The organism is Natrinema amylolyticum (assembly GCF_020515625.1).
Lineage (GTDB): Archaea > Halobacteriota > Halobacteria > Halobacteriales > Natrialbaceae > Natrinema > Natrinema amylolyticum.
Window position 1 is genome coordinate 1422929 of the sequence record NZ_JAIWPJ010000001.1, and the last position, 21714, is coordinate 1444642.

Genomic DNA, 21714 nt, shown 5'->3' on the forward strand with positions numbered 1-21714 from the left:
AGCCGACGGAAGCAGCGGCCGAAACGGCGCTGCGAGGGCCCGCTTTCCGGCGAGATCGACGAAACGACGACGGTTCTCGAGACCGACGGAACCGGGGACAGCGGTGGTGTCCCCGTATGAGCGCCGACGAGGAACTCGCGAAGGACCTCGGTCTGCTCTCGGCGATCGCGATCGGTATCGGCACGATGATCGGAGCCGGAATCTTCGTGCTACCGGGCACCGCTGTCGCTCGAGCGGGACCGCTGGCGGCGCTCACCTTCGTCATCGGCGGCGTCACCGCGCTGTTTACGGCGCTGTCGGCCTCCGAACTGGGAACGGCGATGCCCAAATCCGGTGGGGCTTACTTCTACATCAATCGCGCGCTCGGCCCGCTTTTCGGGTCGATCAGTGGCTGGGCTAACTGGCTCGGGCTCGCCTTCGCGTCCGCGTTCTACATGTACGGGTTCGGCGAGTACGTCAACCAGCTCGTGGGCGCGCCGGCCCTCGCGCTCGGCCCGATGACGATCTCGGCGGCCCAGACGATCGGGCTCGTCGGCGCGGCGCTGTTCATCGCCATCAACTACATGGGTGCCAAAGAGACCGGCGGCCTCCAGATCGGGATCGTACTCACGCTGCTCGCCATTCTCGGCGTCTTCACGATCGTCGGGCTCCTGAACGCGGACCTCGAGTCGTTGCGGCCGCTCGCACCCGAAGGGACGCCCGGCGAGGTGCTCCCGGTGACCGCCATCGTCTTCGTCTCCTATCTCGGCTTCGTCCAGATCACCTCCGTCGCCGAGGAAATCAAGGACCCCGGCCGGAACCTCCCGCTCGCGGTCATCGGCTCGGTCGTCATCGTCACCGTCGTCTACGCCCTGTTCCTCCTCGTATTGCTCGCGGCGGTTCCGAACGAACTCGTGGCGAACAACGAGACGGCCGTCGTCGAGGCCGCCGAACTGCTCTTCGGCCAGTACAGCGTCTTCGGATTCAGCCTGGGCGCGCTCGGCTGGGGACTGTTGCTGCTCGGCGGCCTCCTGGCGACGGCCTCGAGCGCGAACGCGTCCATCCTCTCGTCGTCGCGGATCAACTTCGCGATGGGACGGGAAAAGATCCTCTCGCCGTCGGTCAACGAGATCCATCCGCGCTTCGGGACGCCGTACAAGTCGATTCTGATCACCGGCGCGCTCATCATCGCCTTCCTCCTGTTCGGGAACCTCGAGATCCTGTCGACGGCCGGCTCGGTGCTGCACCTGATCGTCTACGGGCTGTTGAACATCGCACTGATCGTCATGCGGGAGGCCGAGCCTGCGGACTACGATCCCGACTTCGAGGTGCCGCTGTATCCGTTCGTCCCGATTATCGGAACGATCTCCTCGTTCGCGCTGATCGTGTACATCGAACCGTTCGTCATCTACCTCTCGGCGGGGCTCGTCGTCTTCGCGGCCATCTGGTACCTGCTGTACGCCCGCCAGCGCGTCGAGAGTGCCGGCGTCTTCGCCGGCTGGATCCTCGACCGGTCCGAGAAAATGCCCGACGCCGCAGTGGCCGCGGCCGATTCGGTCCGCCCCGACGCCGCCAAGACGCCCGCCGCGGGCACGAACGGCGGCGACTTCCGCGTGATGGTCCCCCTCTCGAACCCCCGCACCGAGAAGGATCTCATCACGCTCGCCGGCGCGATTGCGACCCAGCGCGGCGGCACGGTCCACGCGGTCCACATCGTCCAGGTCCCGGACCAGACGCCGCTCGGACGCGCCGAGGAGACCGACCGGATCGACGCCGAGTCACGGAAGCTCCTCGAGCAGGCCCGCGCCGACGTCGAGACGTTCGGCGTCCCCGTCGAAACGCACACGGTGCTCTCCCATCGCTCGTTCGAGGAGGTGTTCGACGCCGCGCGCACCTTCGAGGCCGATCAGGTCGTCATGGGCTGGGGGCCGACCTCCCACGGCCGCGCCGAGTCGCGCATCGACGAGCTGACCCACGACCTCCCCTGTGACTTCCTGATGCTGAAAGGGCGGGAGTTCGATCCCAGCCGGATCCTGTTGCCGACGGCCGGCGGCCCGGACTCGGTGCTGGGCGCGGACGTCGTCCGACTGCTCCGCGACGAATTCGACTCCCGCGTGACACTCCTGCACGCCCTCTCCGCGGACGAGTCTCGGGCGGACGGCGAGCGGTTCCTCGAGGAGTGGGCCGCCGAGAACGGGCTGGCCGACGCCGAACTGATCGTCGACGACCGAGACGTCGAAACCGCCATCGACGACGCCGCGACGGACGCGACGCTGGTCGTGATCGGCGCGACCGAGCGCGGCCTGCTGTCGCGGGTCGTCCGAGGCTCGCTAGTCCTCGACGTCCTCGATGACGTCGACTGTTCGGTGTTGCTCGCCGAGACCGCCCGCGAACGGACCATGCGCGAACGGCTGCTGGGGATCGAGGAAGAGTAACCGCCCCGCCGTTCTCGCAGGCCGTCCGAACCCGCTCGAGAAACGGAGGAACAGCCTTACGCGTGGCGACCAGTATATCTGATATGATCCCGCCCATCGCGAACCGGTTCGTCGCGGGGGAATCTCCTGCGAAAGCGCTCGAGCACGTCCGTCGGTTGAACGAGCGCGACGTGAAGGCGATCGTCAATCTCCTCGGCGAACACTACGACGACCGCGACCCCGTCGAAGCCGACGCCGCCGAGTATCGGCGGCTCGTCGCCGATATCGCGGGCTCGGGGCTCGAGGCCTGCATCTCCGTCAAGCCCTCGCAACTGGGCCTGGATCTCGGCGAGGACGTCTTCCGGACGGAACTGGCGGCGATCGTCGACGCGGCGGCCGATCACGACGTCTTCGTCTGGGTCGATATGGAGGACCACACGACGACCGACGCGACGCTGGACGCGTTCGAGGCGCTCGCCCGCGACCACGGGGGCGGCGTCGGGATCTGCGTCCAGGCCAACCTCCGACGGACGCGAGCGGACGTCAGACGCCTCGCCGACGTCCCCGGCAAGGTCCGCTTCGTAAAGGGCGCCTACGATCCCCCGGCCGACGTGGCCTACACGGATTCCGCGCGGATCGACCGGGAGTATCGAGACCTACTCGAGTACGCGTTCGAACACTATGACGGCGGGATCGGGGTGGGGAGCCACGATCCGGCGATGATCGAGCGCGCGAAAGCGCTCCACGAGCGCCACGGCACCGCGTTCGAGATCCAGATGCTCATGGGCGTCCGCGAGGACGCCCAGTACGAACTGGCCGACGAGTACGAGGTCTGGCAGTACGTCCCCTACGGCGACCGCTGGAAGTCCTACTTCTACCGGCGGGTCATGGAGCGACGAGAGAACCTCCGGTTCGCACTCCGCGCCGTTCTCAGCGGCTGAACGGACCGCTCTCGAGTCTCGATTTCGAGCGACGAACGCGGGCTGATCGAGCCGGCACGCTCGCGTCCGTGCCCGCTGGTCGGGATCAAAGGATAGTATAAAGGCAAACGGATCCATCGTGGTGGACATATGACGACGACGCTCGGAACCGCGAGCGCGGGGCCCGGCGAGATCGATACGGGCCGTCTCGAGATCGGGGAGACGCGAGACGGGAGCCCGTTCGGGCTGCCGGTCGCCGTGGTGAACGGCGCGGCTGCGGGGAAGACCCTCTATATGCAGGCGGCCAGTGACGGCGACGAACTCAACGGCGTCGGCGTCGTCCAGCGCGTCGTGCCGCGACTCGATCCCGCCGAGCTCTCGGGGACGATCCTCATCGTCGGAATCGTCAACTATCACGCGTTCCAGGTCGCCGAACACCGCAACCCGATCGACGACACGAAGATGAATCGCGCCTACCCCGGCAACGCGAGCGGCACCTCGAGCGAGCGGATCGCGGCCGCGACGTTCGACGCCGCGACCAGGGCGGACCTGATCCTCGACCTCCATCAGGGATCGACTAGTCGGATGCTAGACGAGGTCCGCGTCCGCTGTGGCAAGCGCCACCGGCTCCACGACCAGTGTCTCGAACTCGCGAAGGCCTTCGGCTGCGGCTACGTGCTCGACCAGAAGGGCCCGGACGGTCAACTGGCCCGCGCGGCTCCTGACGACGGTATCCCGACCGTCGACCCGGAACTCGGCGGGGCCGTCGGCTGGGACGAGGAGAGCATCCGAAAGGGCGTCGCGGGCGTGTTTAACGTCCTCCGGTACTACAACTTCCTCGAGGGAGACCAGCCGCTCGAGTCCCAGACCCGCGCCAGAGGGTTCGAGCAGTACGGCGCACCGGCGGGTGGGCTCGTGACCATGCACAAGGACCTCGGCGACCGAGTCCGGCCCGGCGAGACGGTGTTCGAAGTGACGACTCCCTTTGGGGACCCGAAAGCCGAGGTGACGGCCGACGGCGAGGGGATCCTCTGGCGGGCGCGGCGACTCCCGCAGGTCGCGACCGGCGAGTACGTCTGCTCGGTCGGGACCGACGTCGGTGAGTACTGAGATGGCCTCGGATCTGAGCTGTCCCGACTGCGGGACCGTCTACGAGGCCGGGCCGGACGAACCGTGGCGCTGTGGCTGCGGCCGCGCACTGGAGTTCACCGAGCGCCCGCACCCGCAAGGCGATCCGCTCCCGCTGCACAGCCTCGATACCAGCGAGGGGCTGTGGACGTTCTTCGAGTTCCTCCCGATCGAACAGCACGTCACCTTCTACGAGGGCTTCACGCCGACGGTCGAGGCCCCCGACTGGAACGCGCAGTTCAAACTCGAGTACGTCTTCCCGACGGGCTCGTTCAAGGACCGGGGCGCGACGACGACCCTCTCGCGGGCCGTCGAACTCGGCGTCGAGAAGGTCATCGAGGACTCCTCGGGCAACGCGGGCGCGTCGATCGCGACCTACGCGGCCCGTGCCGGCCTCGACGCGGACATCTACGTTCCGGCGGACGTCAAGCAGTCCAAGCTGATGGCGATCCAGCGGGCCGACGCCCGCCCGGTTCGAATCGAGGGGACCCGAGAGGACGTGACCGCGGCCTGTGTCAAGGCCGTCGAAGGCGACGCGAGCGGTGACGAGACGACCGACGAAGACGGTGTTCCGTATCAGACGGGCGAAGGCTGGTACGCCAGCCACGCCTGGAATCCGGCCTTCTACGCCGGAACGATGACATTCGCGTTCGAGGTGGCCGCCCAGCAGGGGTGGACCGTCCCCGATGCCGTCGTCCTCCCGATCGGTCACGGCACGCTCTTCCTCGGCGCGTATCGGGGCTTTTCCCTGCTCAACGAGGCCGGCATCGTCGACGGGATGCCCCGCCTGCTGGGCGCACAGGCGGCCGGCTATGCGCCGATCGTCGCCGCGCTCGGCGGCGATACGACCGACGAGGACGGCGAACGGACGGCCATCGCCGACGGCATCCAGATCACCGAACCCGCCCGCGGGACCGAGATCGTCGACGCGATCGCGGCGACCGACGGCGACGCGATCGCGCTCGGCGACGACCCGATCGAGACCGCACTGGATCGGCTCCACCGCAACGGCTTTTACGTCGAGCCCACCTGTGCGGTCGCACCGGCGGCGCTCGAGCGGTACCGCGAGGACGGCGTCATCGACGCCGACGACGACGTCGTCGTGCCGCTGACCGGCAGCGGATTGAAAACCCTATGACGGTTCGGTTCTGAAACGTCGATAGATGGTCAGCCGACCGCCGACGTTCTGTCCCGACTGCGGCACCCGCCTCGAGTCGATCACGTTCGATAGTCGCGAGCGCATGCGCTGTCCGAACTGCGACGCGATCGTCTGGCACAACCCGGTCCCCTGTGCCGGCGTCGCGGTCGTCGATCGATCGGGGCCAGAGCCGGCCGTGCTCTGCGTCGAACGCGGCGTCCCGCCCGGGGTCGGCGAGTGGACGATCCCCGGCGGCCACATGGAGATCGGCGAGGAGCCCCCCGAAGCGGCCGCACGTGAACTCCGCGAGGAGACCGGTGTCGCCGTTGATCCCGCCGACCTCGAGATTCTGAGCGCGTCGACGATGCCGCCTCGGGCGGGCAAACACGTTGTGACGGTCCACTACGTGGCCGACCGCGCCGACGCCGAGGGGGAGCCGGACGCGGGCAGCGACGCGACGGACGCGCGGTTCTGGACGCCGGCCGAATTCGACACGTCCGACGAGACCTTTCGACCGGTCCACGAGGAGCGGTTCCGCGAGGCCGCCGCACTGCTCGAGTGATCTCGGTTCCGTAGTCCAATTGAAACGAAGCAGCCGATTTCGGTACGGACGGCCGCCAGTGAAGCGATCGCTCTCGTGAAGAGCGGGGAGCAGCGTAGCGCGTTCTCCGTCGACGGCGGACCAAAGTGACTTCGGCCGACGGTCCCAAGGGCGACCATGAGCGAGGACGCCGCGGACACACTCGCGGTCGAGGACGTCGTCGAGTACTGCCGCACCCAGGCCGGCCTGCTCTCGGGCAGCGTCGCGACGATGGGCGAGGAGGCAGACGACCTCCTCGACGAGATCGATCAGGAGATGGCCGAGATCCGGTCGCGCCTCGAGGCGCTGCCCGACGAAGTCGAGGCGACCGAAACGCCCTCGACCGCGGACGTGCCGGACGCCGGCGAGGTCGACGTCGCGGCGATCGAGGAGTTACAGGAGGAACTCGAGGAGAAACAACTCCTCGTCGAGGCGAAGCAGGCACGAATGCAGGCGTTTCAGGCGCTGGCCGCCGACTACTCCGAACTGGCCGAAGAGCTGTCGTCGACGGTCGACGACGGCGAGGAGGCGCTGACTCGCGTCATCGAGTTCGAAGCCGACGCCGACGCGCCGGTCTACTTCGACGAACGGGAGACGATGGTCGAGGCGGCTGCGTCGGCCGATTCAGGGACCGAATAGTCGGTTTGAGCGGAACTAAGGCCGTCGGCAATACCGCTGTTCCCCTCATCTTCGACGCCCGATCCGCGATAGTGATACTCACCCAAATCCTCATTATCGATCGTGTTGTACGGCCGACACATGGCGATCGACTACGGCGACCGCGAGACGTCCTACGAGCTCTACCGGAAGGGGAAACGAGAGGGCACCTGGGACCCTGACGAGTACGATCTCGAGCGGGACCGAGAGGACTGGTCCCGATTCTCCGAGGCCGAACAGCACCGGTTCCTCGCGACGTGTTCGGGGTTCTACGACGGTGAGGAGGACGTGACGCGGACGCTCGCGCCGTATATGATGGCGCTGGACGCGCTGCCGAACGAGGAGATGCCGTTCGATACCGTTCAAGAGGAGATGTTCTTAGCCCAGCAGGTGTACGAGGAGGCGAAGCACACCGACTTCTTCAGCCGCTACTTCGAGGAGGTCTTCGGCACGCAGGAGACGGCTCCGTACCGCGAGGGCGGGTATCAGGAGCAGGGGTACAGCACGGACGATCTCTACGACACCGCGGACGACCTCGTGGCGGCGATCGAAGGCGGTGATCGGACCGAACTCGTCTACGCGCTCGGCGAAGCGTACCTGAACTACATGGGGATCGTCGAGGCACAGCTCGCCCGCGGCGGCTATCTCAGTTTCGACCAGATGATCGAACTGAAAGCCGAGGCGATGGGACGGGACGTCGTCCTCGAGTCGTTCCAGGCGGCGATCGGCAAGGTCCGACAGGACGAGACCCGACACATCGAGAACGGACGGTGGGTCATGAAGCAACTCGCCGAAGCCGAACCCGACATCGTCGCGGACGTCTACGAACCGCGCATCGAGGAGTACGTCGAGAACCGGCTGCTCGCCGATCCCGTCTACGACGAGCAGCCGTTCGACGGATACGACCAGCGGCAGATCGGCGAGCAACTCGTCCGGTACCTCCAGGACACCGTCGATTACGTCGGTGCCGATCGATTCGAACGGTACGGCGACGTACAGGCCGCCTTACAGGAGCGACGGGCCGCCGACTGACGCGTCGCCGAGGATCGCGATTTCCTCCGCCGAATCACCTATAGCGCCTCGAGCAGCGCGTCCACGTCCCCCTCGCTGTTGAACGCGTGGACCGACGCGCGGACCGCCTCCGGGGTCGGTAACGGTCGAACGACGATTCCCCGGTCGGCGAGCCGGTCGACGGTTCCCTCGGGGTCGTCGGCGGCGATCGTCACTAGTCCGGACTCGTACTCTGGGGGACTCAGCAGTCGGTCGTCCGGAACGCCGTCTTTGAGCCGGTCGGTGAGCGTCTCGATTCGCCGTTGAATCGTCTCGAGACCGACGTCTTCGACCACGTCGATCGCTTCCGTGAGCCCGGCGTACGGAGCGGGGCTCGCGGTGCCGACCTCGAACCGTCGCGCTCCCGCCGCGTACCGATAGTCGCTGGCGTTCTCGTCGTCGACGCTGCGGTAGCCGATCGCGGCGGGGACGAGGTCTCGCTCGACTCCCTCGCGAACGTACAGGAACCCGGCACCGAAGGGGCCGAGCAGCCACTTGTGTCCCGCCGCCACGACGAAGTCGGCGTCCCACTCGCGGACGTCGACTGGAACCTGTCCGGGCGACTGCACGGCGTCGACCAGTGCCAGCGCGCCGGCGTCGTGGGCGATGTCGACGACCGCTCGGATCGGCAGTCGCGTCCCGTGGGTCCAGGTGAGCGAACTCACGCAGAACAGCGTCGCGCCTTCGGCCGCCGCTTTCACGTCCGCGAGATCGAGGCGTCCGTCCACGGTCTCGAGGACCCGCACTTCGACGCCGTGCTCGCGCTCGAGGCGCTGCCACGGCAGGATCCCCGCCGAATGCTCGAGGTCGGTCCGGACGACGACGTCGTCCTCGCTCCAGTCGAACGCGCCCGCGACTCGGTTGATCCCGTCGGTCGTGCTCTGGGTGAGCGCGATCTCGCCCGGCTCGGCCCCGATCAGGTCGGCGACGGCCGTCCGCGCCTCGTCGTAGACGTCGAACGCCGCGGGATACATCCCCTCCGCCGCGGGTACCTCGTACTCGTGGTGCTCGAGCGCCGATTCGGCCGCTGCGACGACTCGGCGGGGACTCGGCCCGCCGGCACCCCAGTTGCAGTAGACGCCCGACTCGAGGGCCGGCATCGCCTCGCGTATCTCGATCGGATCCATCGCGTGGTCATTCGTCAGGTTCCGTGTTCGTTCTGGCGGTTAGCCATCGCGGCAGCCCCAGTGGGTGACGAGCGGTCGTCCCGCGGACGTATATAAACGCCCACGATATACGGGGAACGGCCGATTCGCTTACCGATTCTCGGGAATCGTCGATACGATTGAACGTATGTCTACCCTACGAGTAACTGAGGAGAAGAACAATGACCCAATCCCAACTCAACCGACGGCACGTACTGCAGGCGATCGGGGCGACCGGCGCGCTGGCGGTGGCCGGCTGTCTCGGTGGCGACACGGAGGAGAACAGTGCTGGAACCGACGAGCCGGCGGCTGAGGAGGGACTGCCGGCGGCGAAAACGGCCGACGTCGACCGGATCGCCCGGGATCCGACGGACATTCCCCCACCGGTCGACTGGGACGAGCCCCGCGAACACGACGTCACGATCCGGACCGAGCGGGTGACCGCCGAGATCGAGCCGGGGGTCACCTTCGACTACATGACCTTCGAAGGGCAGGTCCCGGGCCCGATGGTCCGGGTCCGGCGCGGCGACCGGGTGAACCTCACCTTCGAGGTGCCCGAGGACCTGAACGTGGCCGCCCACAACATGGACTTCCACGCGGTCTACGGCCCCGGCGGCGGCGCCGACGCGACCACGATCGCGCCCGGCGACGACCCCACCCAGATCAGCTTCACCGCTGACTACGCGGGGGTGTTCATCTACCACTGTGCGATCCCGAACATGGACCAGCACATCAGCAGTGGGATGTTCGGCTCGATCCTCGTCGAGCCCGAGGACGGCCTCCCCGAGGTCGACACCGAGTACTACCTCGGCCAGCACGAGATCTACACCGACGGCGACGTCGGCGAGAAAGGCCACCACGGCTTCGACTTCGACGCCATGCTCGCCGAACAGCCGACCTACGTCGTGTTCAACGGCCAGGCCTACGGATTCGCCCCCGACGGCGGCCAGCCGATGCAGGCCGAGACCGGTGAAACCGCACGGGTGTACTTCGCCAACGGCGGCCCGAACCTGCTGAGCTCGCTCCACCCGATCGGGAACGTCTGGAGCCGCTACTACCGCGATGGCGACCTCCTGACCGAACCCGAGCGCAATATCGAAACCGCACCCGTCGCGCCGGGGACGACGGCCGCCGCCGAGATGGAGTTCCCGGTGCCCGGGCCGGTCAAGATCGTCGACCACGCGCTGACCCGCGCGGCCCGCCGCGGCGCGCTCGGCGTCATCGACGTCAGCGGCGAGCCCACCCGAGACGTCTACGACGAAGATCCGTGAGCGGGACTGACCCGCTTCGAATCGATTTTTCCACCCGTATTGAGACTGAGACAGCCGAAACCGTCCAGTACGGTGGGGAACGGCCCGCGTCTGTCGCGAACGCTCCGAGAACGCGACTGCCACTGCCGTTCCGCTGCACCGTCCGCGCAGGTCGTCTACCGGTGCCCGATCTCGTCTGCTGGGAAGCGGACGGTGAACGCCGGTGCCTTCCCGACTACCGGAAACGGGGCTGTATACTTATACCGGTTCGGCCGCCAGTTTCACCCGATGGTGTTCGCCCCGATTCCGTCGATTGCGTTCGATACCAGTGACCCGGCCGCGACGGTCGCGATCGGACGGCTGTTCGCGTATCTCGCGATGGGTATCGCAGCGGTGGTGTTGCTCTACTACGCGACGATCTACGTCCGCGAGGTCTTGGCCGTCGAGGCTCGAACCGAGCAGTGGTATCTCCTGATCGGGATCGGTGCGGCGATCGTCTACGCCGTCGCCGGTGTCGCCTCGCTATTGCTCGAGCCCGATTGGATCCGCCGGTTCGTCGACGGTGCGGTCCTGTTCTTTATCCTCTTTCTCGCGCTGGCGATCCGCGCGATGTACCACGAGCAGCCGGCCGGCGGCGATCGCTCCCGATTAATGCCCGCGTGGGCCGACTACGTCGTTATCGTCGGCTTCGTGGCCGCCTGGTGGGGCACCTTCCTCGTCGAGACCGCCGCGACTCGGCTGGTCGTCGCGGTCGGCTGGGTCGTCACCTCCGCGTGGGCGGTGCTCTACGGGGTTCAGGCCGTCCGCGTCCACGAGGGGACGACGTTCGCCGCGCTGACCCGCCACCTGCTGCCGGCGATCGTCTGCGTCGCGGCGATCGTGTTCGTCGATCTGGTGACGAGTTACGCGACCGGCTACGGCGCGCTCGCCGACGCCGCCTGGCTCGTCGGGACGTCGCTCGTCGCCGCCTTCCTGTTCGACACCGCCGTCGCGATCCGCCAGCAAGGGGGCGAACTCGAGCGGCTCTACGACTGGACGACCTGGCGCGAACAGTCGCTCGACGAGGGGTCACTCGAGTGAGGATCGAGACGGTCTGTGAGCCGCGCTTGGGCGGCGTCAGTTCGCTGCTGAATGCGGTAACTGAGCGGTATCGAACCAGAACAGTTCTAGCATTCGAACGAGCCGATCGAATCCGGCCGTGTCGTTCGGTTTCGAAACGTGCGCGTTCGCGTTCCGCTCGTACGACTTCGCGACCGTTTCGGCGTCGTCCGCTCTCGACATGGCGACGACGGGAATGGATCGCACGTCCGGATCCGTTTTCAGTTTCGAAACCAACTCGTAGCTCCGTTCGGCCGGCAGATCGAGTCCGAGGAGAACGAAATCGGGAATCGGAGAGTCCGCACGCGTGCCGCGCTGGTAGATGCAGTCGAGAGCGGCGTCTCTGTCGGCGGCGACCTGAACCGAACGGACGGCATCGATGTCGTCGAATCGGTCCCGGAAGCGGCGTGCATCGTCTGGGTCGGGTTCCACCACCAGCACAGTGTACGTCAGCCGACGGGTGGGGTCTCGATTCATGTTGGAAGTCTCTGCCACCCTCGAGTCGCGCTGTAGATAAAAGCCTCACTACCCGTATAAGCGTATTGCAAATATCGAACTCCGTTTCTCACGCTCCACTAGTGAATAAATGAGGAGATATCTGATCGAGAACTAGTCGTTCCCTTCGAACTGGAACCCGGTATACGGATCGGACTCCTGTTTCCAGATGAGGTGTTCCCGGTCGATCGAGAGACCGACTTCGTCCAATCGATAGGCGATATCGGTAATCGTCTGCTTGTCGGGCGCTGCAGCCGTGACGTAGACGTTCATACTGCCGGTCATGAGCGTCGTCACCCCGACTACGCCGGGCATCCGATGGGCTTTCGCCGCGAGCGTTTCCCGTTCACTGACGCGAGCCGTACAGACGAACAGGTAGTGGTGCTGGACGCCGGCTCAGTCGTAGTTTACGTCGGCGCTATACCCGTCGATAACGCCCGCTGCTTCGAGCTTATCGATTCGATTTCGGACGGTGTTGTCCGCGACGTTCACCGCCTCGGCGATGGCCGTGATCGGCCGTCTCGCGTTCTGCTGTAACTGATGGAGGATCTCTCGATCGATCGCATCGAGTGGTTCGTGACTCATATTTCACCGTCGCTCGTCCCGTACGACCGCGGCCCGCAACGACCGCCGGACGGCCGTGCGAGATCAGCGTTCACAGCGGTCGGATTTGGGGCCGCCGATGTCACCTAGAGTTCGCCCCGCAGGACCACTTCGTTGTCGACCCGCTGGAGCATGTCCTCGGTGACGACGTAGTCTTCCTCGCCTTCCCCCTCCCAGCCGACGGAGGCGAGTACCTGCTCCGCCAGGCTGGGGTTCGGGTCGACGTAGGCCCTGTCGTTTTCGACTTTCGCGACGATGCCGAGTTCCTTTCCCTCGACGTCGACGACCGTCTTGCCGACCGCGTCGTCGGTCAGTGGCGCTGTCATAGTCGTTCCCTACCGCGACCACCCGGGTAAACGAACGGCCGTCCCGTGCCGGTGTCCGTCCGAGCCCGTCCCGATTACCGCCGGCCGCTCCACGGCGGCCGATTTCGGCTGCACACGCGTCCCGGGACTATTTGTCGCTGGCTCCCGACGATACAGCCGACGCGTTCGACCCGTTCCGATCGCGCCGCGACTCCCACTCCGACCATGACACACACGCTCGAGATCAGCGACGACCTGAAGGACCGACTCGACAGCCACTGCGAGGAGGGCCAGTCCCCCGAGGAACTCATCGAGGAACTGGTCTCGATGTACGAGACCGAAGGGGCGTTCCTACAGGAAGGCTACTCCGAGTGAGGGGACGGGGGTCGAGTACCCCGATTTCCGCAGCACTTTCGAGACGGACGAGAAGCGATTGACGACGTCGCTCGCGTTCGCGGAGACGATCATAGCGGGTCAGCGACGAGACCGAGAGCCGCGTCACCGGTGCACCGCAATTCCGCGACCATCGACTCGCCTCGCTGACCGCCGATTCCGTTCGCCGACCGCGCTCCCGTTCGCGAATCTTCGAGTCGCCCCCGGTCGACTGAATGTGATAGAGGATGACACTCAAGTAGTTGGTTCCCGTATCGATCGGTATGCACCTGCTGGTCGCGCTCGACGACTCCGACCCGGGGTGGGAAGCGCTCGACTTCGCGTGTACGGAACATCCCGACGACGAGCTCACGGTCGTCCACGCCGTCGATCCGACCGACAGCGGCTACGGCGAGGTGGCACACCTCGGCCCGGACGTGTTGCTCGAGCGCCAGCAGGAGGCCGCCCAAGAACTGCTCGCGGAAGCCGAGGACCGCGCGGCCGACCACGGTTGCACGCTCGAGACGGAGACGATCGTCGGCCAGCCGTCCGACGCCGTCGTCGACTACGCCGCGGCCAACGACGTGGACCGGATCATCGTCGGCAGTCACGGTCGAACCGGGTTCTCGAGGGTGTTGTTGGGCAGCGTCGCGGAACGAATCGCTCGACAAGCCCCGGTCCCGGTGACGATCGTCCGTTAGCGGTCGGTTCGACTCGTTCGACTTCGGACCTCGAGTACGATGGAGCGTCCTACACGCTCTCACTGACGAAAACGGTCGACCGGGCGCTGACGGAAGCCGAATTCCGGATCGAAGCGGCGACGACGCCGTCCGACGACTTCCTGACCTGGCTCCGATCCGAATACCGGTTCGATCTGACCGGGCTCGCGGAGGACGAGCGGACAATCGGCACCGAGGCGATCGCTCGAGTCTGGTTCGCCCATCGACCGACGTCCACGGCGTCGCGATTCCGGTCAGCCGTCGCCCGTGACGAGCAGTCGTCGATCACCGCCTCGAGTCGCTCTCGACTGGCCCCGTTCGATCTGTCTGGGAGACGGAGTGTCACGCGATACCGACGCTGTACTCGCGGTCGCACGCTCTCCAAGCGTCAGGGCCGGTACTCAAGGGATTCCGCCGCGTACCGGCGACCGTAACAGGACAAACTAATTAAGGTCCACCACAGTCTGGATTACATGAACGACCGCTACGACGTAGTCATCGCCGGTGCCGGTCCCGCCGGCGCACAGTGTGCCCGCGATCTCGCCGCCAGAGGGTACGACGTCGTCGTCCTCGAGACCGAGGCCGAGGACGAGTTCCCGCGCCAGAGTAACAAGTCTACCGCGGGGACGTTCCACTCCATGATGGCCGCCTTCGGCATCCCCGACGACGTCGTGATGCAGTACACCGACAGCGTCGTCCTCGAGTCGCCGACCGAACACTTCGTTCGCGACCAGACCGGCGCGGTCCTGGAGTTCGCGGACTTCAAACGCTATCTGGTGAAAGACGGCCGCGACGACGGTGCCGAGTACCGGTTCGACGCTCGCGTCACCGCGCCGATCATGGAGAACGGCGAGATCGTCGGCGTCACCTACAACGGCGACGAGGAGGTCTACGGCGACATCGTCATCGACGCGACGGGCCCGAGCGCACCCATCGCGAAGAAACTCGGCATCGTCGATCTCAAGCGCGAGAACCACGCCATCGGCATCGAGTACGAGTTCGAGGGGATCGACATCGACCGCCCCGGCTTCGCGGACCTGCGCGACGCCATGATGTTGCGACTGGACCACGAGATCGCTCCCGGCGGCTACTCCTGGATCTTCCACACGGGCGAGGACACCGCCAAGGTCGGCCTCTGTTACATCCAGAACGGCAGCCACGACCGGTACAGTCGCGACGATTTCACCATCGACGACTACCTCTCTCACTGGCTCGAGACGGATCCGCGGTTCCGGAACGCCGAACCGATCGAGGGCAAACAGCACCGCGGCTCGGCCCACATTCAGGAGCCGACGGACCTCCACACCGATCGGTTCATGGCGATCGGCGACACCGTCCCGACCCTCGACCCGCTCTGGGGCGAAGGGATCAACAAGTGCATGCAGTCCGGTCGAGCGGCTGCCGCCACCGCCGATAGCGTCCTCAAACACGACGGCGTCGAGCCGACCGCCGAGAACCTCGAGGTCTACGACACGCTCTGGCACCGCGACGTCGCGCCCAACGCCAAGAGCCGGCTGCTCATGACGCAGCTCCTCTATCTCGCACCGAACGAGCGCTACGATGACCTCATGCGGGACCTCCAGCGGCTCGACGACGACACGCTGGCCGAGGCGAACAAGGGTAACGTCCGTGCCATCGCGAGACTGCTCGAGCCCGGAGACGTCCCGTTGCTCGTCGACCTCGCGAAACAGCGGCTGGACTTCGATCTCGGCTCCCTGCTGTAGGGTCCCGTCGACCGTGCTCTCAGGCGAGAAACTGTGCCTCGAAGGACCGGACGCTCTCGTCGGTGCCGACGAGCACGACGTCGTCGCCCTCCTCGAAGACGAACGTCGCCGGATCGAACTCGGATATCGTCTCGCCGTTCCTGACTGCGGCGACGACCGTCCCTCCCGTCCGGGAGCGAACGTCGGCGTCGACGACCGTCCGCCCGGCCAGCCGCCCGGCGGGGAGTTTCACGACGTCGATCTGTCTGTCGACGGCCAGTACGTCTTCGTCCTCGAAGACCGTCGAGGCGAGCATCCGTCCGCTGACGGTGGCCAGTGACTGCACGTAGTCGGCGCCCGCCCGGTACAGTTTCCGGACGTTGTCGGCGTCGTTCGCCCGGACGACGATGTCGATCGACGGGTTCAGGTCGCGGACGACGAGCGTCGCGAAGACGGCCGTCGTATCGTCGTCGAGGGTGACGATCACGGCCGACGCGTCGTCGACGCCGGCCTCGCGGACTGCGTCCGGATCGCGAGCGTCACCGACGACGTCGACGCCCGCCTTGTCGGCGCTGTCGAGGACGGTCACCCGCGTGTTCGTCTCGGCGAGCGCGTCGCCCGCCGCCGCGCCCGCTTCCCCGTAGCCCGCGATCACGACGTGCTGGGCCGAGAACGGCTGGACCGTCGACGCCGCCTCCGCCCGTAACTCGTCGATCCGACCCGGTTCGCCCGCGACGAGGAGTCGCGTCCCCGCGTCGAGTTCGCGGTCGGGCGGAATCGGACTCTCGAACTCGCCCTCGACCCAGGCACCGATCCCGTCCACGCCGAAGCGCTCCCGCAGCCGGACCTCGCCGGCGGTGCGACCGGCCAGATCGCTCCCCTCGGCGATCGAGAGCTCCACTAACTCCAGGTCGTCGCCGATCTCGATCCCCTCGTCGACCGCGGTCGTCACGGCCGTCGGAACCCGGTGGGCGACGCTCTCGCCGAGCAACTGGCGCGGCGAGAGCACCTCGTCCGCGCCCGCGATCCGGTGGTACTCCCCGAGCCGCCGGTCTTCGACCAGCGTCACGATCCGGACGTCCGGGTTCGCCTCGCGCGCCGAGAGGACGATGCTCGCGTTCACGTCGTCGGCCGCGTCGGCCACGACCGCCGTCGCCCGCTCGATGCCGGCGTTCTCGAGGGTCGCCATCGATTCCGGATCCCCGTAGACGACGCGGTACTCGTCCTCGTGTAACGCCCTCGCCGTCTCCTCGTCGGATTCGACGACGACGTACTCCTCGCCGCGGGACTCGAGTTCCTCGATGAACGCCTCGCCACGCGATGTGTACTCACCGAGGATGACGTGGTCCTCGACGTCGGGTGCGGCCGTCGGGGCCGTCGTCGCGAGCGCGTTTCGGAGCCACGGGACGGCGAAGACGTCGACCCCCGTCAGGATCAGCCCGATGCCCGTGAGTTGCAGCGCGATCATCAGCAGGTTCATCTGGGGTGTCGCCCACCCCGCGTCCTCGCCGTATCCGGTCGTGGTATACGTCTGGAAGACGATCTCGAGCGACCGGTAGAGCGGCTGCGGATCGTTCTCCCACGTCGCCATCCCGTAGTTGTAGAGTAACGTCGAGATGACGGTCGTTACGACTACCAGCCCGAGATAGTAGCCGGTACGACGGGATCGCCACAGTGACATATCCGAATTATTCGACGGACGGCTGTTGACGGTACCGGTCGGCGGGGTCGGTGATGGTCCCTCACCGCCCCGCTCCCCTCATACGACGGTGTCAATCGCGACGAAACGGCTATAGACGCTGCCTCCGCCGCCGATTTATGTCTTCGAGTCCACTTTCCGACGGATGGCGCTCCTCGAGAATCTCGCGCTGGTGTTCGTTGCTGGACTCATTACGGCGCTGGCGACCGGGCTCGGCGCGCTCCCGTTTTTCTTTTTCGAGGGGATCAGCGACCGCCGAAACGTCGTTCTCTGGGGGCTCTCCTCGGGAATCATGGTCTCGGCGTCGCTGTTCGGCCTCGTCGAGGAGGGGCTGGCCGAGGGGACGCCCCTCGAGATCGCGATCGGGATGGCGGCCGGCGTCGCGCTCGTGGTCATCGCCCACGACGTACTTCTGGACGCCGATATCGATCCGAAGCGGTACGAAGAGGCCGATTTCAAGAAGCTCGTCCTCATTCTCGGGATTCTGACCGTCCACAGTTTCCCGGAGGGCGTGGCCATCGGCGTCTCCTTCGCCGATCTCGGTCTCGAGGGCGGCACCCAGTTTCTCGGCTTTACCATCCCGGTACTGGCGATCTTCATGACGATCGCGATCTCGATCCACAACGTTCCGGAGGGGACCGCGATCTCGATCCCCCTGCGCTCGATGGACGTCGCGAACTGGAAGCTCGTCTGGTGGGCCGTCTTCTCGAGCCTGCCACAGCCGATCGGGGCCGTCCTCGCGTTCGGCTTCGTCCGCTACGCGCGGGAGTTCCTGCCATACGGCTTCGGCTTCGCCGCCGGTGCGATGATCTATCTCGTGCTCACGGAGTTCGTCCCCGAGGCGCTCGAGATCGGCGAGCGACTTCCACGGGGCGGGAAGCCGGAACTCGCGGGCGGTATCGTCGTCGGGATTCTGGTCATGGTACCGCTGACGTTCGTGTGAGCGGCGTCCTCGCGTCCGCAGACGGGATCGGACTCACTCGAGCACCCGTCCGTGTTCGTCGATCTCCCCCGCGACGATCCGGGTCGAGGAGATCCGCTCGCCGTCGGCGGCGTAGACGTAGGGCGCGACGATCCCGGACAGCGGCTCGAAGCCCCGCTCGCGTCGCCGGTCGTTGATCGCCTCGAGTTCGGGGGCCGTCTCGGGGGAGACCACCAGCGCGTCGATCGACGGCTCGTCGGTCGCGATGCCGTACTCGCTCTCGAGAGTGCGGACCTCGACGTCGCGGTCCCACTCGTCGAGCGCGGCGATTTCCGCGGTCACGGTTCGCGTTCGCTCCTCGAGCGACGGAACGGGGCGGGGTTCGTGACGCGTCTCGACCGCCAGTTCGTCGCTGGTCAGTGCGACCACCACGCCGTCCTCGCCGAACCGGAGCGCGTGCTCGAAGAGGGCCCGATGACCGTCGTGGAGCGGCCCGAACGTGCCGGCGACTGCGACTCGCATACGCGACTCGAGGGCGGGTACCCGGTTAAGTATGGTGTGGAATATCACTGATTGCGCGGGACCCGAGCCGAACGTCGCGTTCAGGCGTTTCCGGGTCGGGAACGCTCCCCGAGGAGCTCGGCGGTCGTCGCCACCTCGGCGAACTCCCCCTCGAGGTGGGCCATAGCCGTGCGGTGGACCGTCCCCGCGTCGAACGTCTCGCCGTCGAACGTCCGCTCGAAGGTCGCCGTCGCGTCGCTGACGAGGATCGGGTCGAAGCCGAGGTTCTCCGCCATCCGCGTACTCGTCGAGACGCAGTGGTCCGTCGTGAGCCCGCCGATCACGAGCGTTTCGAGGCCCCGTTCGCGGAGTCGCTCCTCGAGGTTCGTTCCGATGAACGCGCTGTTGACCGATTTGACGATCGTCGCCTCGCCCTCGAGCGGTTCCGTCTCCGATTTGAACGCGAATCCCGACCGGTCGCCGCGAAGCGGCGAGTCGGGCTCCGTCGAATCGTGACGAACGTGAACGATCGGACGATCGGTCTCGCGCCAGCGCTCGAGCAGGCGAGCCGCGTTCGCTTCGGCGTCGGAGTTGTTTCGGTCGCCCCACGAGGGGGCGTCGAACCCACGCTGGAAGTCGATCAAAATGAGGGCCGCATCGGATTCGATGTCACTCACGATAGAACCACCTCGTTCGATTCTCGCGTCCGATCACCGGTCTCACGGGTCGGCGAACGATCGCGAGCGAAGTATATCGATCGGTCCTCGAGCGCTCACTTCCACCGACGGTTTCGCGACGACGTGATATCGACGCCGCGACCGTAGTAACAGATCGGTGACCCCGCGGGACGTTCGAACCCGTTCGCCTCGAAGAGCGTGTTCGTCCCGATATCGACGGCTACCTCCCGCAGCCTCCATCGCTCGTGGTCGATGTCGGCGTAGCGAAGGGTCCCGTCTCGAGCCGTCGTGTAGTAGCGGTAGTGTTCGGTGAGAAACGCCGCCAGCGAGCCGGGTTCGGGGACGAACGGATCGCCGATCGGCTCGTAAGTCCCCGCGAACCGGGCGGGAGCCGCGCCCGGATGACGGCGCTCGCTCGTAAACGCGATACCGCGGTCGGTCTCGGTTATCTCCACGTCGGCGTAGTAGTATGGGAGCCGGTGGAAGAGACGCGCGCCGACCACCCCGAGGACACCCTCCGCGTCGAGACTGAAGAAGTAGACGCCGGACTCGCCGTCCCGGCTGACGTACGTCCGGAGGTTGAGTTCGGGGAGTTCGACGCCGACGCTCGCGGGGAGTCCCCGCGGGCGAACGTCGACGTTCAGATACGGAACGACCGACAGCCACGCCCGGCCGTCGTAGGTCTCGACGGTGAGGCTATCCGGGAGTCGCTCCGCCACGACTGCGGGATCGACGGGCCAGTTGGCGAAGAGCAGGTGTCGCCACCCCATCGCGATCGGGAGAACCATACCGTGAGCAGGGGCCGACGGCGGGAAAAGCCGTAGCCAAACAGCGTCGACGGCTCACACCGTCTCGGGCACCCAGCCGCCGTCGACCTCGAGGTTCTACACCCACCTTTTTACTGCGTCGGGGGTTCTCGCTTCGCACGGCGCACGTCGCTCGAAACCCGCTCCTCGCAAAAATCTGGACCAAAAACTACCCGCGGCGCGATGCGCCGCGGTTCGATCGGCTCACACCGACTCGGGCAACCAGCCGCCGTCGACCTCGATATTTTCGCCGCTGACGTACTCGCTGTCCGGATCGAGGAAGAAGTACAGCGGCGCGATCAGGTCCTCGAAGCTCGCGGGCCGATCGCGGGGCAGTTCCTCGGGGAACTCGTCGGAGTTCTCCACGACGTAGGGCGAGACGGCGTTGACGGTGATCCCGTCGTCCTGCGTGTCCGCCGCGAGCATGCGCGTGAACATCAATACGCCCGCCTTCGCGACGAAGTAGGGGAAGTTCTTCGGGCTGACCATGGCCCGCTCGCTCGAGGCGTAGCCGATATTCACGATTCGGCCGTAGTCGGCCTCTCGCATCCCGGGTAGCGCTCGCTTCGAACAGAGGTAGGTCCCGTTGAGGTTGGTCTCGAGGACGCGGTTCCAGTCCTCGAACTCGAGGTCGACCCAGTGGGCGGGCGCGAAGTCGCCGACGTTGTTGACCAGTACGTCGACGCCGCCGAGTTCGGCCTCGACGGCCGCGAAGAGGCCGTCGACGCTGTCGGGATCCGTCACGTCGCCCTGGATCGTCATCGCCGCCTCCGCACCGCGTTCGCGGGCCTCGTCGGCCGCCTCGCGTGCGGCGTCGGCGCTCGTGTGGTAGTGAACCGCCGTCCGCGCGCCGCAGTCGGCCGTCGCGAGCAGGAGTTCGCGACCGACGCCTTTGGCGCTCCCCGTGACGAGTACCGTCTGTCCTGCGAGATCGGGTCCCTCCATGCAGTGGCAGTCGGCGACGGCGTGGAAAAATCGCCCGGAAATCGGGTCTCGATCGCATCGCTGCGACGGCGGATTCCGTGACCCGCGGATTTACGGCGGTGCACGATCAATCCGTCATCTATGCTAGACACAGTGTTACTCGCCGTCGGCCCCGGCGACGCCGACCGCAGCGCTCAACTGGCCGAAGCCGTCCTCGAGGTAGCGAAACCGTCCGATGCGACCGTCGTCCTCGCACACGTCTTTACCAGCAGCGAGTACGACGACGTGATCGACCGCCTCGAGTTCGATCCCGACGTAGACGAGATCGATCCCGATGCAGTGGCGGCGCGCCACGCGACGATCCACGACCTGCAAGCGATCCTCGACGAACACGACGTCGACTACGAGGTCCGGGGCGCGGTCGGCGAACACGGACCGACGATCGTCGATCTGGCGGCCAGCACCGGCGCGGATCGGGTCGTCGTCGGCGGGCGACGCCGGTCGCCGACCGGCAAAGCGGTCTTCGGCTCGACGGCACAGGAGGTGTTGCTGTCGGCACCGTGTCCCGTCACGTTCGTCCGACACGACGAAGCGGCGGACTGATCCGATCGACGCGTTCGAACGGTGAT

Annotated in this window: 24 protein-coding genes; 14 read left to right on the plus strand and 10 right to left on the minus strand. The window is 66.5% G+C overall.

The window, feature by feature from the left end; translation table 11 throughout:
• Nucleotides 1-116 precede the first annotated feature (116 nt).
• The 7 genes from LDH66_RS07045 to LDH66_RS07075 all read left to right on the plus strand — a co-directional run bounded on the left by LDH66_RS07045 (nucleotide 117) and on the right by LDH66_RS07075 (nucleotide 7848).
• On the plus strand, nucleotides 117-2414 hold the full coding sequence (locus tag LDH66_RS07045; protein WP_226480344.1) for an amino acid permease: 2298 nt from the start codon (nucleotides 117-119) through the stop codon (nucleotides 2412-2414).
• Nucleotides 2415-2497: 83 nt separating this feature from the next.
• Entirely contained in the window at nucleotides 2498-3334 is an 837-nt protein-coding gene (locus LDH66_RS07050; RefSeq protein WP_226480345.1) for a proline dehydrogenase family protein, read from the plus strand.
• A 129-nt stretch (nucleotides 3335-3463) separates the two neighbouring features.
• The gene (locus LDH66_RS07055; RefSeq protein WP_226480346.1) at nucleotides 3464-4423 is read left to right on the plus strand and encodes a succinylglutamate desuccinylase/aspartoacylase family protein; all 960 of its coding nucleotides are present in this window, start codon (nucleotides 3464-3466) and stop codon (nucleotides 4421-4423) included.
• A gap of 1 nt (nucleotide 4424) precedes the next feature.
• The gene (locus LDH66_RS07060) at nucleotides 4425-5579 is read left to right on the plus strand and encodes a pyridoxal-phosphate dependent enzyme (protein ID WP_226480347.1); all 1155 of its coding nucleotides are present in this window, start codon (nucleotides 4425-4427) and stop codon (nucleotides 5577-5579) included.
• A gap of 25 nt (nucleotides 5580-5604) precedes the next feature.
• Nucleotides 5605-6141 carry an NUDIX domain-containing protein gene (locus LDH66_RS07065; protein ID WP_226480348.1) on the plus strand — a complete coding sequence of 179 codons (537 nt, stop codon included), beginning with the start codon at nucleotides 5605-5607 and terminating at the stop codon, nucleotides 6139-6141.
• A gap of 156 nt (nucleotides 6142-6297) precedes the next feature.
• Nucleotides 6298-6798 carry a hypothetical protein gene (locus tag LDH66_RS07070; protein WP_226480349.1) on the plus strand — a complete coding sequence of 167 codons (501 nt, stop codon included), beginning with the start codon at nucleotides 6298-6300 and terminating at the stop codon, nucleotides 6796-6798.
• 120 nt (nucleotides 6799-6918) lie between these two features.
• On the plus strand, nucleotides 6919-7848 hold the full coding sequence (locus LDH66_RS07075) for a ferritin family protein (RefSeq protein ID WP_226480350.1): 930 nt from the start codon (nucleotides 6919-6921) through the stop codon (nucleotides 7846-7848).
• A gap of 38 nt (nucleotides 7849-7886) precedes the next feature.
• On the opposite strand, the gene LDH66_RS07080 is transcribed toward LDH66_RS07075, so the two are convergent.
• Entirely contained in the window at nucleotides 7887-8993 is a 1107-nt protein-coding gene (locus tag LDH66_RS07080; protein ID WP_226480351.1) for an aminotransferase class V-fold PLP-dependent enzyme, read from the minus strand.
• A gap of 200 nt (nucleotides 8994-9193) precedes the next feature.
• Between LDH66_RS07080 and nirK the strand changes: the two genes are divergently transcribed.
• Together nirK and LDH66_RS07090 are read left to right on the plus strand one after the other, a co-directional pair.
• Nucleotides 9194-10282: a copper-containing nitrite reductase gene (gene nirK / locus LDH66_RS07085; RefSeq protein WP_226480352.1), complete on the plus strand. Its 1089-nt coding sequence runs from the start codon at nucleotides 9194-9196 to the stop codon at nucleotides 10280-10282.
• Nucleotides 10283-10549: 267 nt separating this feature from the next.
• Nucleotides 10550-11341 carry a hypothetical protein gene (locus tag LDH66_RS07090; RefSeq protein WP_226480353.1) on the plus strand — a complete coding sequence of 264 codons (792 nt, stop codon included), beginning with the start codon at nucleotides 10550-10552 and terminating at the stop codon, nucleotides 11339-11341.
• 36 nt (nucleotides 11342-11377) lie between these two features.
• Here LDH66_RS07090 and LDH66_RS07095 read toward each other — a convergent pair whose 3' ends face one another.
• The 4 genes from LDH66_RS07095 to LDH66_RS07110 form a co-directional block, all read right to left on the minus strand.
• A complete protein-coding gene (locus LDH66_RS07095; protein ID WP_226480354.1) occupies nucleotides 11378-11836 on the minus strand; it encodes a response regulator in 459 nt (152 codons plus the stop codon).
• Between the two features lie 132 nt (nucleotides 11837-11968).
• Nucleotides 11969-12169 carry a hypothetical protein gene (locus LDH66_RS07100; protein ID WP_226480355.1) on the minus strand — a complete coding sequence of 67 codons (201 nt, stop codon included), beginning with the start codon at nucleotides 12167-12169 and terminating at the stop codon, nucleotides 11969-11971.
• 81 nt (nucleotides 12170-12250) lie between these two features.
• Nucleotides 12251-12439: an Lrp/AsnC family transcriptional regulator gene (locus tag LDH66_RS07105; RefSeq protein ID WP_226480356.1), complete on the minus strand. Its 189-nt coding sequence runs from the start codon at nucleotides 12437-12439 to the stop codon at nucleotides 12251-12253.
• Nucleotides 12440-12543: 104 nt separating this feature from the next.
• Nucleotides 12544-12783, minus strand: coding sequence for a hypothetical protein (locus LDH66_RS07110; RefSeq protein ID WP_226480357.1), 240 nt, complete (start codon nucleotides 12781-12783; stop codon nucleotides 12544-12546).
• Between the two features lie 204 nt (nucleotides 12784-12987).
• Here LDH66_RS07110 and LDH66_RS07115 point away from each other — a divergent pair, with 204 nt between their 5' ends.
• From LDH66_RS07115 to LDH66_RS07125, 3 genes are all read left to right on the plus strand, one after another.
• Nucleotides 12988-13137: a DUF7557 family protein gene (locus tag LDH66_RS07115; RefSeq protein ID WP_226480358.1), complete on the plus strand. Its 150-nt coding sequence runs from the start codon at nucleotides 12988-12990 to the stop codon at nucleotides 13135-13137.
• A 281-nt stretch (nucleotides 13138-13418) separates the two neighbouring features.
• The gene (locus LDH66_RS07120) at nucleotides 13419-13835 is read left to right on the plus strand and encodes a universal stress protein (RefSeq protein WP_226480359.1); all 417 of its coding nucleotides are present in this window, start codon (nucleotides 13419-13421) and stop codon (nucleotides 13833-13835) included.
• Between the two features lie 491 nt (nucleotides 13836-14326).
• Nucleotides 14327-15577: a digeranylgeranylglycerophospholipid reductase gene (locus tag LDH66_RS07125; protein WP_226480360.1), complete on the plus strand. Its 1251-nt coding sequence runs from the start codon at nucleotides 14327-14329 to the stop codon at nucleotides 15575-15577.
• 19 nt (nucleotides 15578-15596) lie between these two features.
• Here the strand turns inward: LDH66_RS07125 and LDH66_RS07130 are convergent, their stop codons facing one another.
• A complete protein-coding gene (locus tag LDH66_RS07130) occupies nucleotides 15597-17237 on the minus strand; it encodes a potassium channel family protein (protein WP_226480361.1) in 1641 nt (546 codons plus the stop codon).
• Between the two features lie 163 nt (nucleotides 17238-17400).
• On the opposite strand from LDH66_RS07130, the gene LDH66_RS07135 reads away from it, so the two are divergent.
• Complete coding sequence (locus LDH66_RS07135) at nucleotides 17401-18198, plus strand: ZIP family metal transporter (protein WP_226480362.1); 798 nt, start codon at nucleotides 17401-17403, stop codon at nucleotides 18196-18198.
• Nucleotides 18199-18231: 33 nt separating this feature from the next.
• Here the strand turns inward: LDH66_RS07135 and LDH66_RS07140 are convergent, their stop codons facing one another.
• The 4 genes from LDH66_RS07140 to LDH66_RS07155 form a co-directional block, all read right to left on the minus strand.
• The gene (locus LDH66_RS07140) at nucleotides 18232-18699 is read right to left on the minus strand and encodes a phosphopantetheine adenylyltransferase (protein WP_226480363.1); all 468 of its coding nucleotides are present in this window, start codon (nucleotides 18697-18699) and stop codon (nucleotides 18232-18234) included.
• An 80-nt stretch (nucleotides 18700-18779) separates the two neighbouring features.
• Nucleotides 18780-19355 carry a cysteine hydrolase family protein gene (locus LDH66_RS07145; protein WP_226480364.1) on the minus strand — a complete coding sequence of 192 codons (576 nt, stop codon included), beginning with the start codon at nucleotides 19353-19355 and terminating at the stop codon, nucleotides 18780-18782.
• A gap of 95 nt (nucleotides 19356-19450) precedes the next feature.
• Entirely contained in the window at nucleotides 19451-20143 is a 693-nt protein-coding gene (locus LDH66_RS07150; RefSeq protein WP_226480365.1) for a YqjF family protein, read from the minus strand.
• 222 nt (nucleotides 20144-20365) lie between these two features.
• Complete coding sequence (locus LDH66_RS07155; RefSeq protein ID WP_226480366.1) at nucleotides 20366-21106, minus strand: SDR family NAD(P)-dependent oxidoreductase; 741 nt, start codon at nucleotides 21104-21106, stop codon at nucleotides 20366-20368.
• Nucleotides 21107-21226: 120 nt separating this feature from the next.
• Between LDH66_RS07155 and LDH66_RS07160 the strand changes: the two genes are divergently transcribed.
• Nucleotides 21227-21688 carry a universal stress protein gene (locus LDH66_RS07160; RefSeq protein ID WP_226480367.1) on the plus strand — a complete coding sequence of 154 codons (462 nt, stop codon included), beginning with the start codon at nucleotides 21227-21229 and terminating at the stop codon, nucleotides 21686-21688.
• Nucleotides 21689-21714 lie beyond the last annotated feature (26 nt).

Coding starts and splice junctions, on each gene's coding strand:
- LDH66_RS07105 (WP_226480356.1), bottom strand. CDS start 12,439: ATGAGTCACGAACCACTCGATGCGATCGATCGAGAGATCCTCCATCAG.
- LDH66_RS07075 (WP_226480350.1), top strand. CDS start 6,919: ATGGCGATCGACTACGGCGACCGCGAGACGTCCTACGAGCTCTACCGG.
- LDH66_RS07155 (WP_226480366.1), bottom strand. CDS start 21,106: ATGGAGGGACCCGATCTCGCAGGACAGACGGTACTCGTCACGGGGAGC.
- LDH66_RS07130 (WP_226480361.1), bottom strand. CDS start 17,237: ATGTCACTGTGGCGATCCCGTCGTACCGGCTACTATCTCGGGCTGGTA.
- LDH66_RS07070 (WP_226480349.1), top strand. CDS start 6,298: ATGAGCGAGGACGCCGCGGACACACTCGCGGTCGAGGACGTCGTCGAG.
- LDH66_RS07055 (WP_226480346.1), top strand. CDS start 3,464: ATGACGACGACGCTCGGAACCGCGAGCGCGGGGCCCGGCGAGATCGAT.
- LDH66_RS07050 (WP_226480345.1), top strand. CDS start 2,498: ATGATCCCGCCCATCGCGAACCGGTTCGTCGCGGGGGAATCTCCTGCG.
- LDH66_RS07100 (WP_226480355.1), bottom strand. CDS start 12,169: ATGCCCGGCGTAGTCGGGGTGACGACGCTCATGACCGGCAGTATGAAC.
- LDH66_RS07080 (WP_226480351.1), bottom strand. CDS start 8,993: ATGGATCCGATCGAGATACGCGAGGCGATGCCGGCCCTCGAGTCGGGC.
- LDH66_RS07150 (WP_226480365.1), bottom strand. CDS start 20,143: ATGGTTCTCCCGATCGCGATGGGGTGGCGACACCTGCTCTTCGCCAAC.
- LDH66_RS07110 (WP_226480357.1), bottom strand. CDS start 12,783: ATGACAGCGCCACTGACCGACGACGCGGTCGGCAAGACGGTCGTCGAC.
- LDH66_RS07045 (WP_226480344.1), top strand. CDS start 117: ATGAGCGCCGACGAGGAACTCGCGAAGGACCTCGGTCTGCTCTCGGCG.
- LDH66_RS07125 (WP_226480360.1), top strand. CDS start 14,327: ATGAACGACCGCTACGACGTAGTCATCGCCGGTGCCGGTCCCGCCGGC.
- LDH66_RS07140 (WP_226480363.1), bottom strand. CDS start 18,699: ATGCGAGTCGCAGTCGCCGGCACGTTCGGGCCGCTCCACGACGGTCAT.
- LDH66_RS07120 (WP_226480359.1), top strand. CDS start 13,419: ATGCACCTGCTGGTCGCGCTCGACGACTCCGACCCGGGGTGGGAAGCG.
- LDH66_RS07090 (WP_226480353.1), top strand. CDS start 10,550: ATGGTGTTCGCCCCGATTCCGTCGATTGCGTTCGATACCAGTGACCCG.
- LDH66_RS07135 (WP_226480362.1), top strand. CDS start 17,401: ATGGCGCTCCTCGAGAATCTCGCGCTGGTGTTCGTTGCTGGACTCATT.
- LDH66_RS07095 (WP_226480354.1), bottom strand. CDS start 11,836: ATGAATCGAGACCCCACCCGTCGGCTGACGTACACTGTGCTGGTGGTG.
- LDH66_RS07115 (WP_226480358.1), top strand. CDS start 12,988: ATGACACACACGCTCGAGATCAGCGACGACCTGAAGGACCGACTCGAC.
- LDH66_RS07060 (WP_226480347.1), top strand. CDS start 4,425: ATGGCCTCGGATCTGAGCTGTCCCGACTGCGGGACCGTCTACGAGGCC.
- LDH66_RS07160 (WP_226480367.1), top strand. CDS start 21,227: ATGCTAGACACAGTGTTACTCGCCGTCGGCCCCGGCGACGCCGACCGC.
- nirK (WP_226480352.1), top strand. CDS start 9,194: ATGACCCAATCCCAACTCAACCGACGGCACGTACTGCAGGCGATCGGG.
- LDH66_RS07065 (WP_226480348.1), top strand. CDS start 5,605: ATGGTCAGCCGACCGCCGACGTTCTGTCCCGACTGCGGCACCCGCCTC.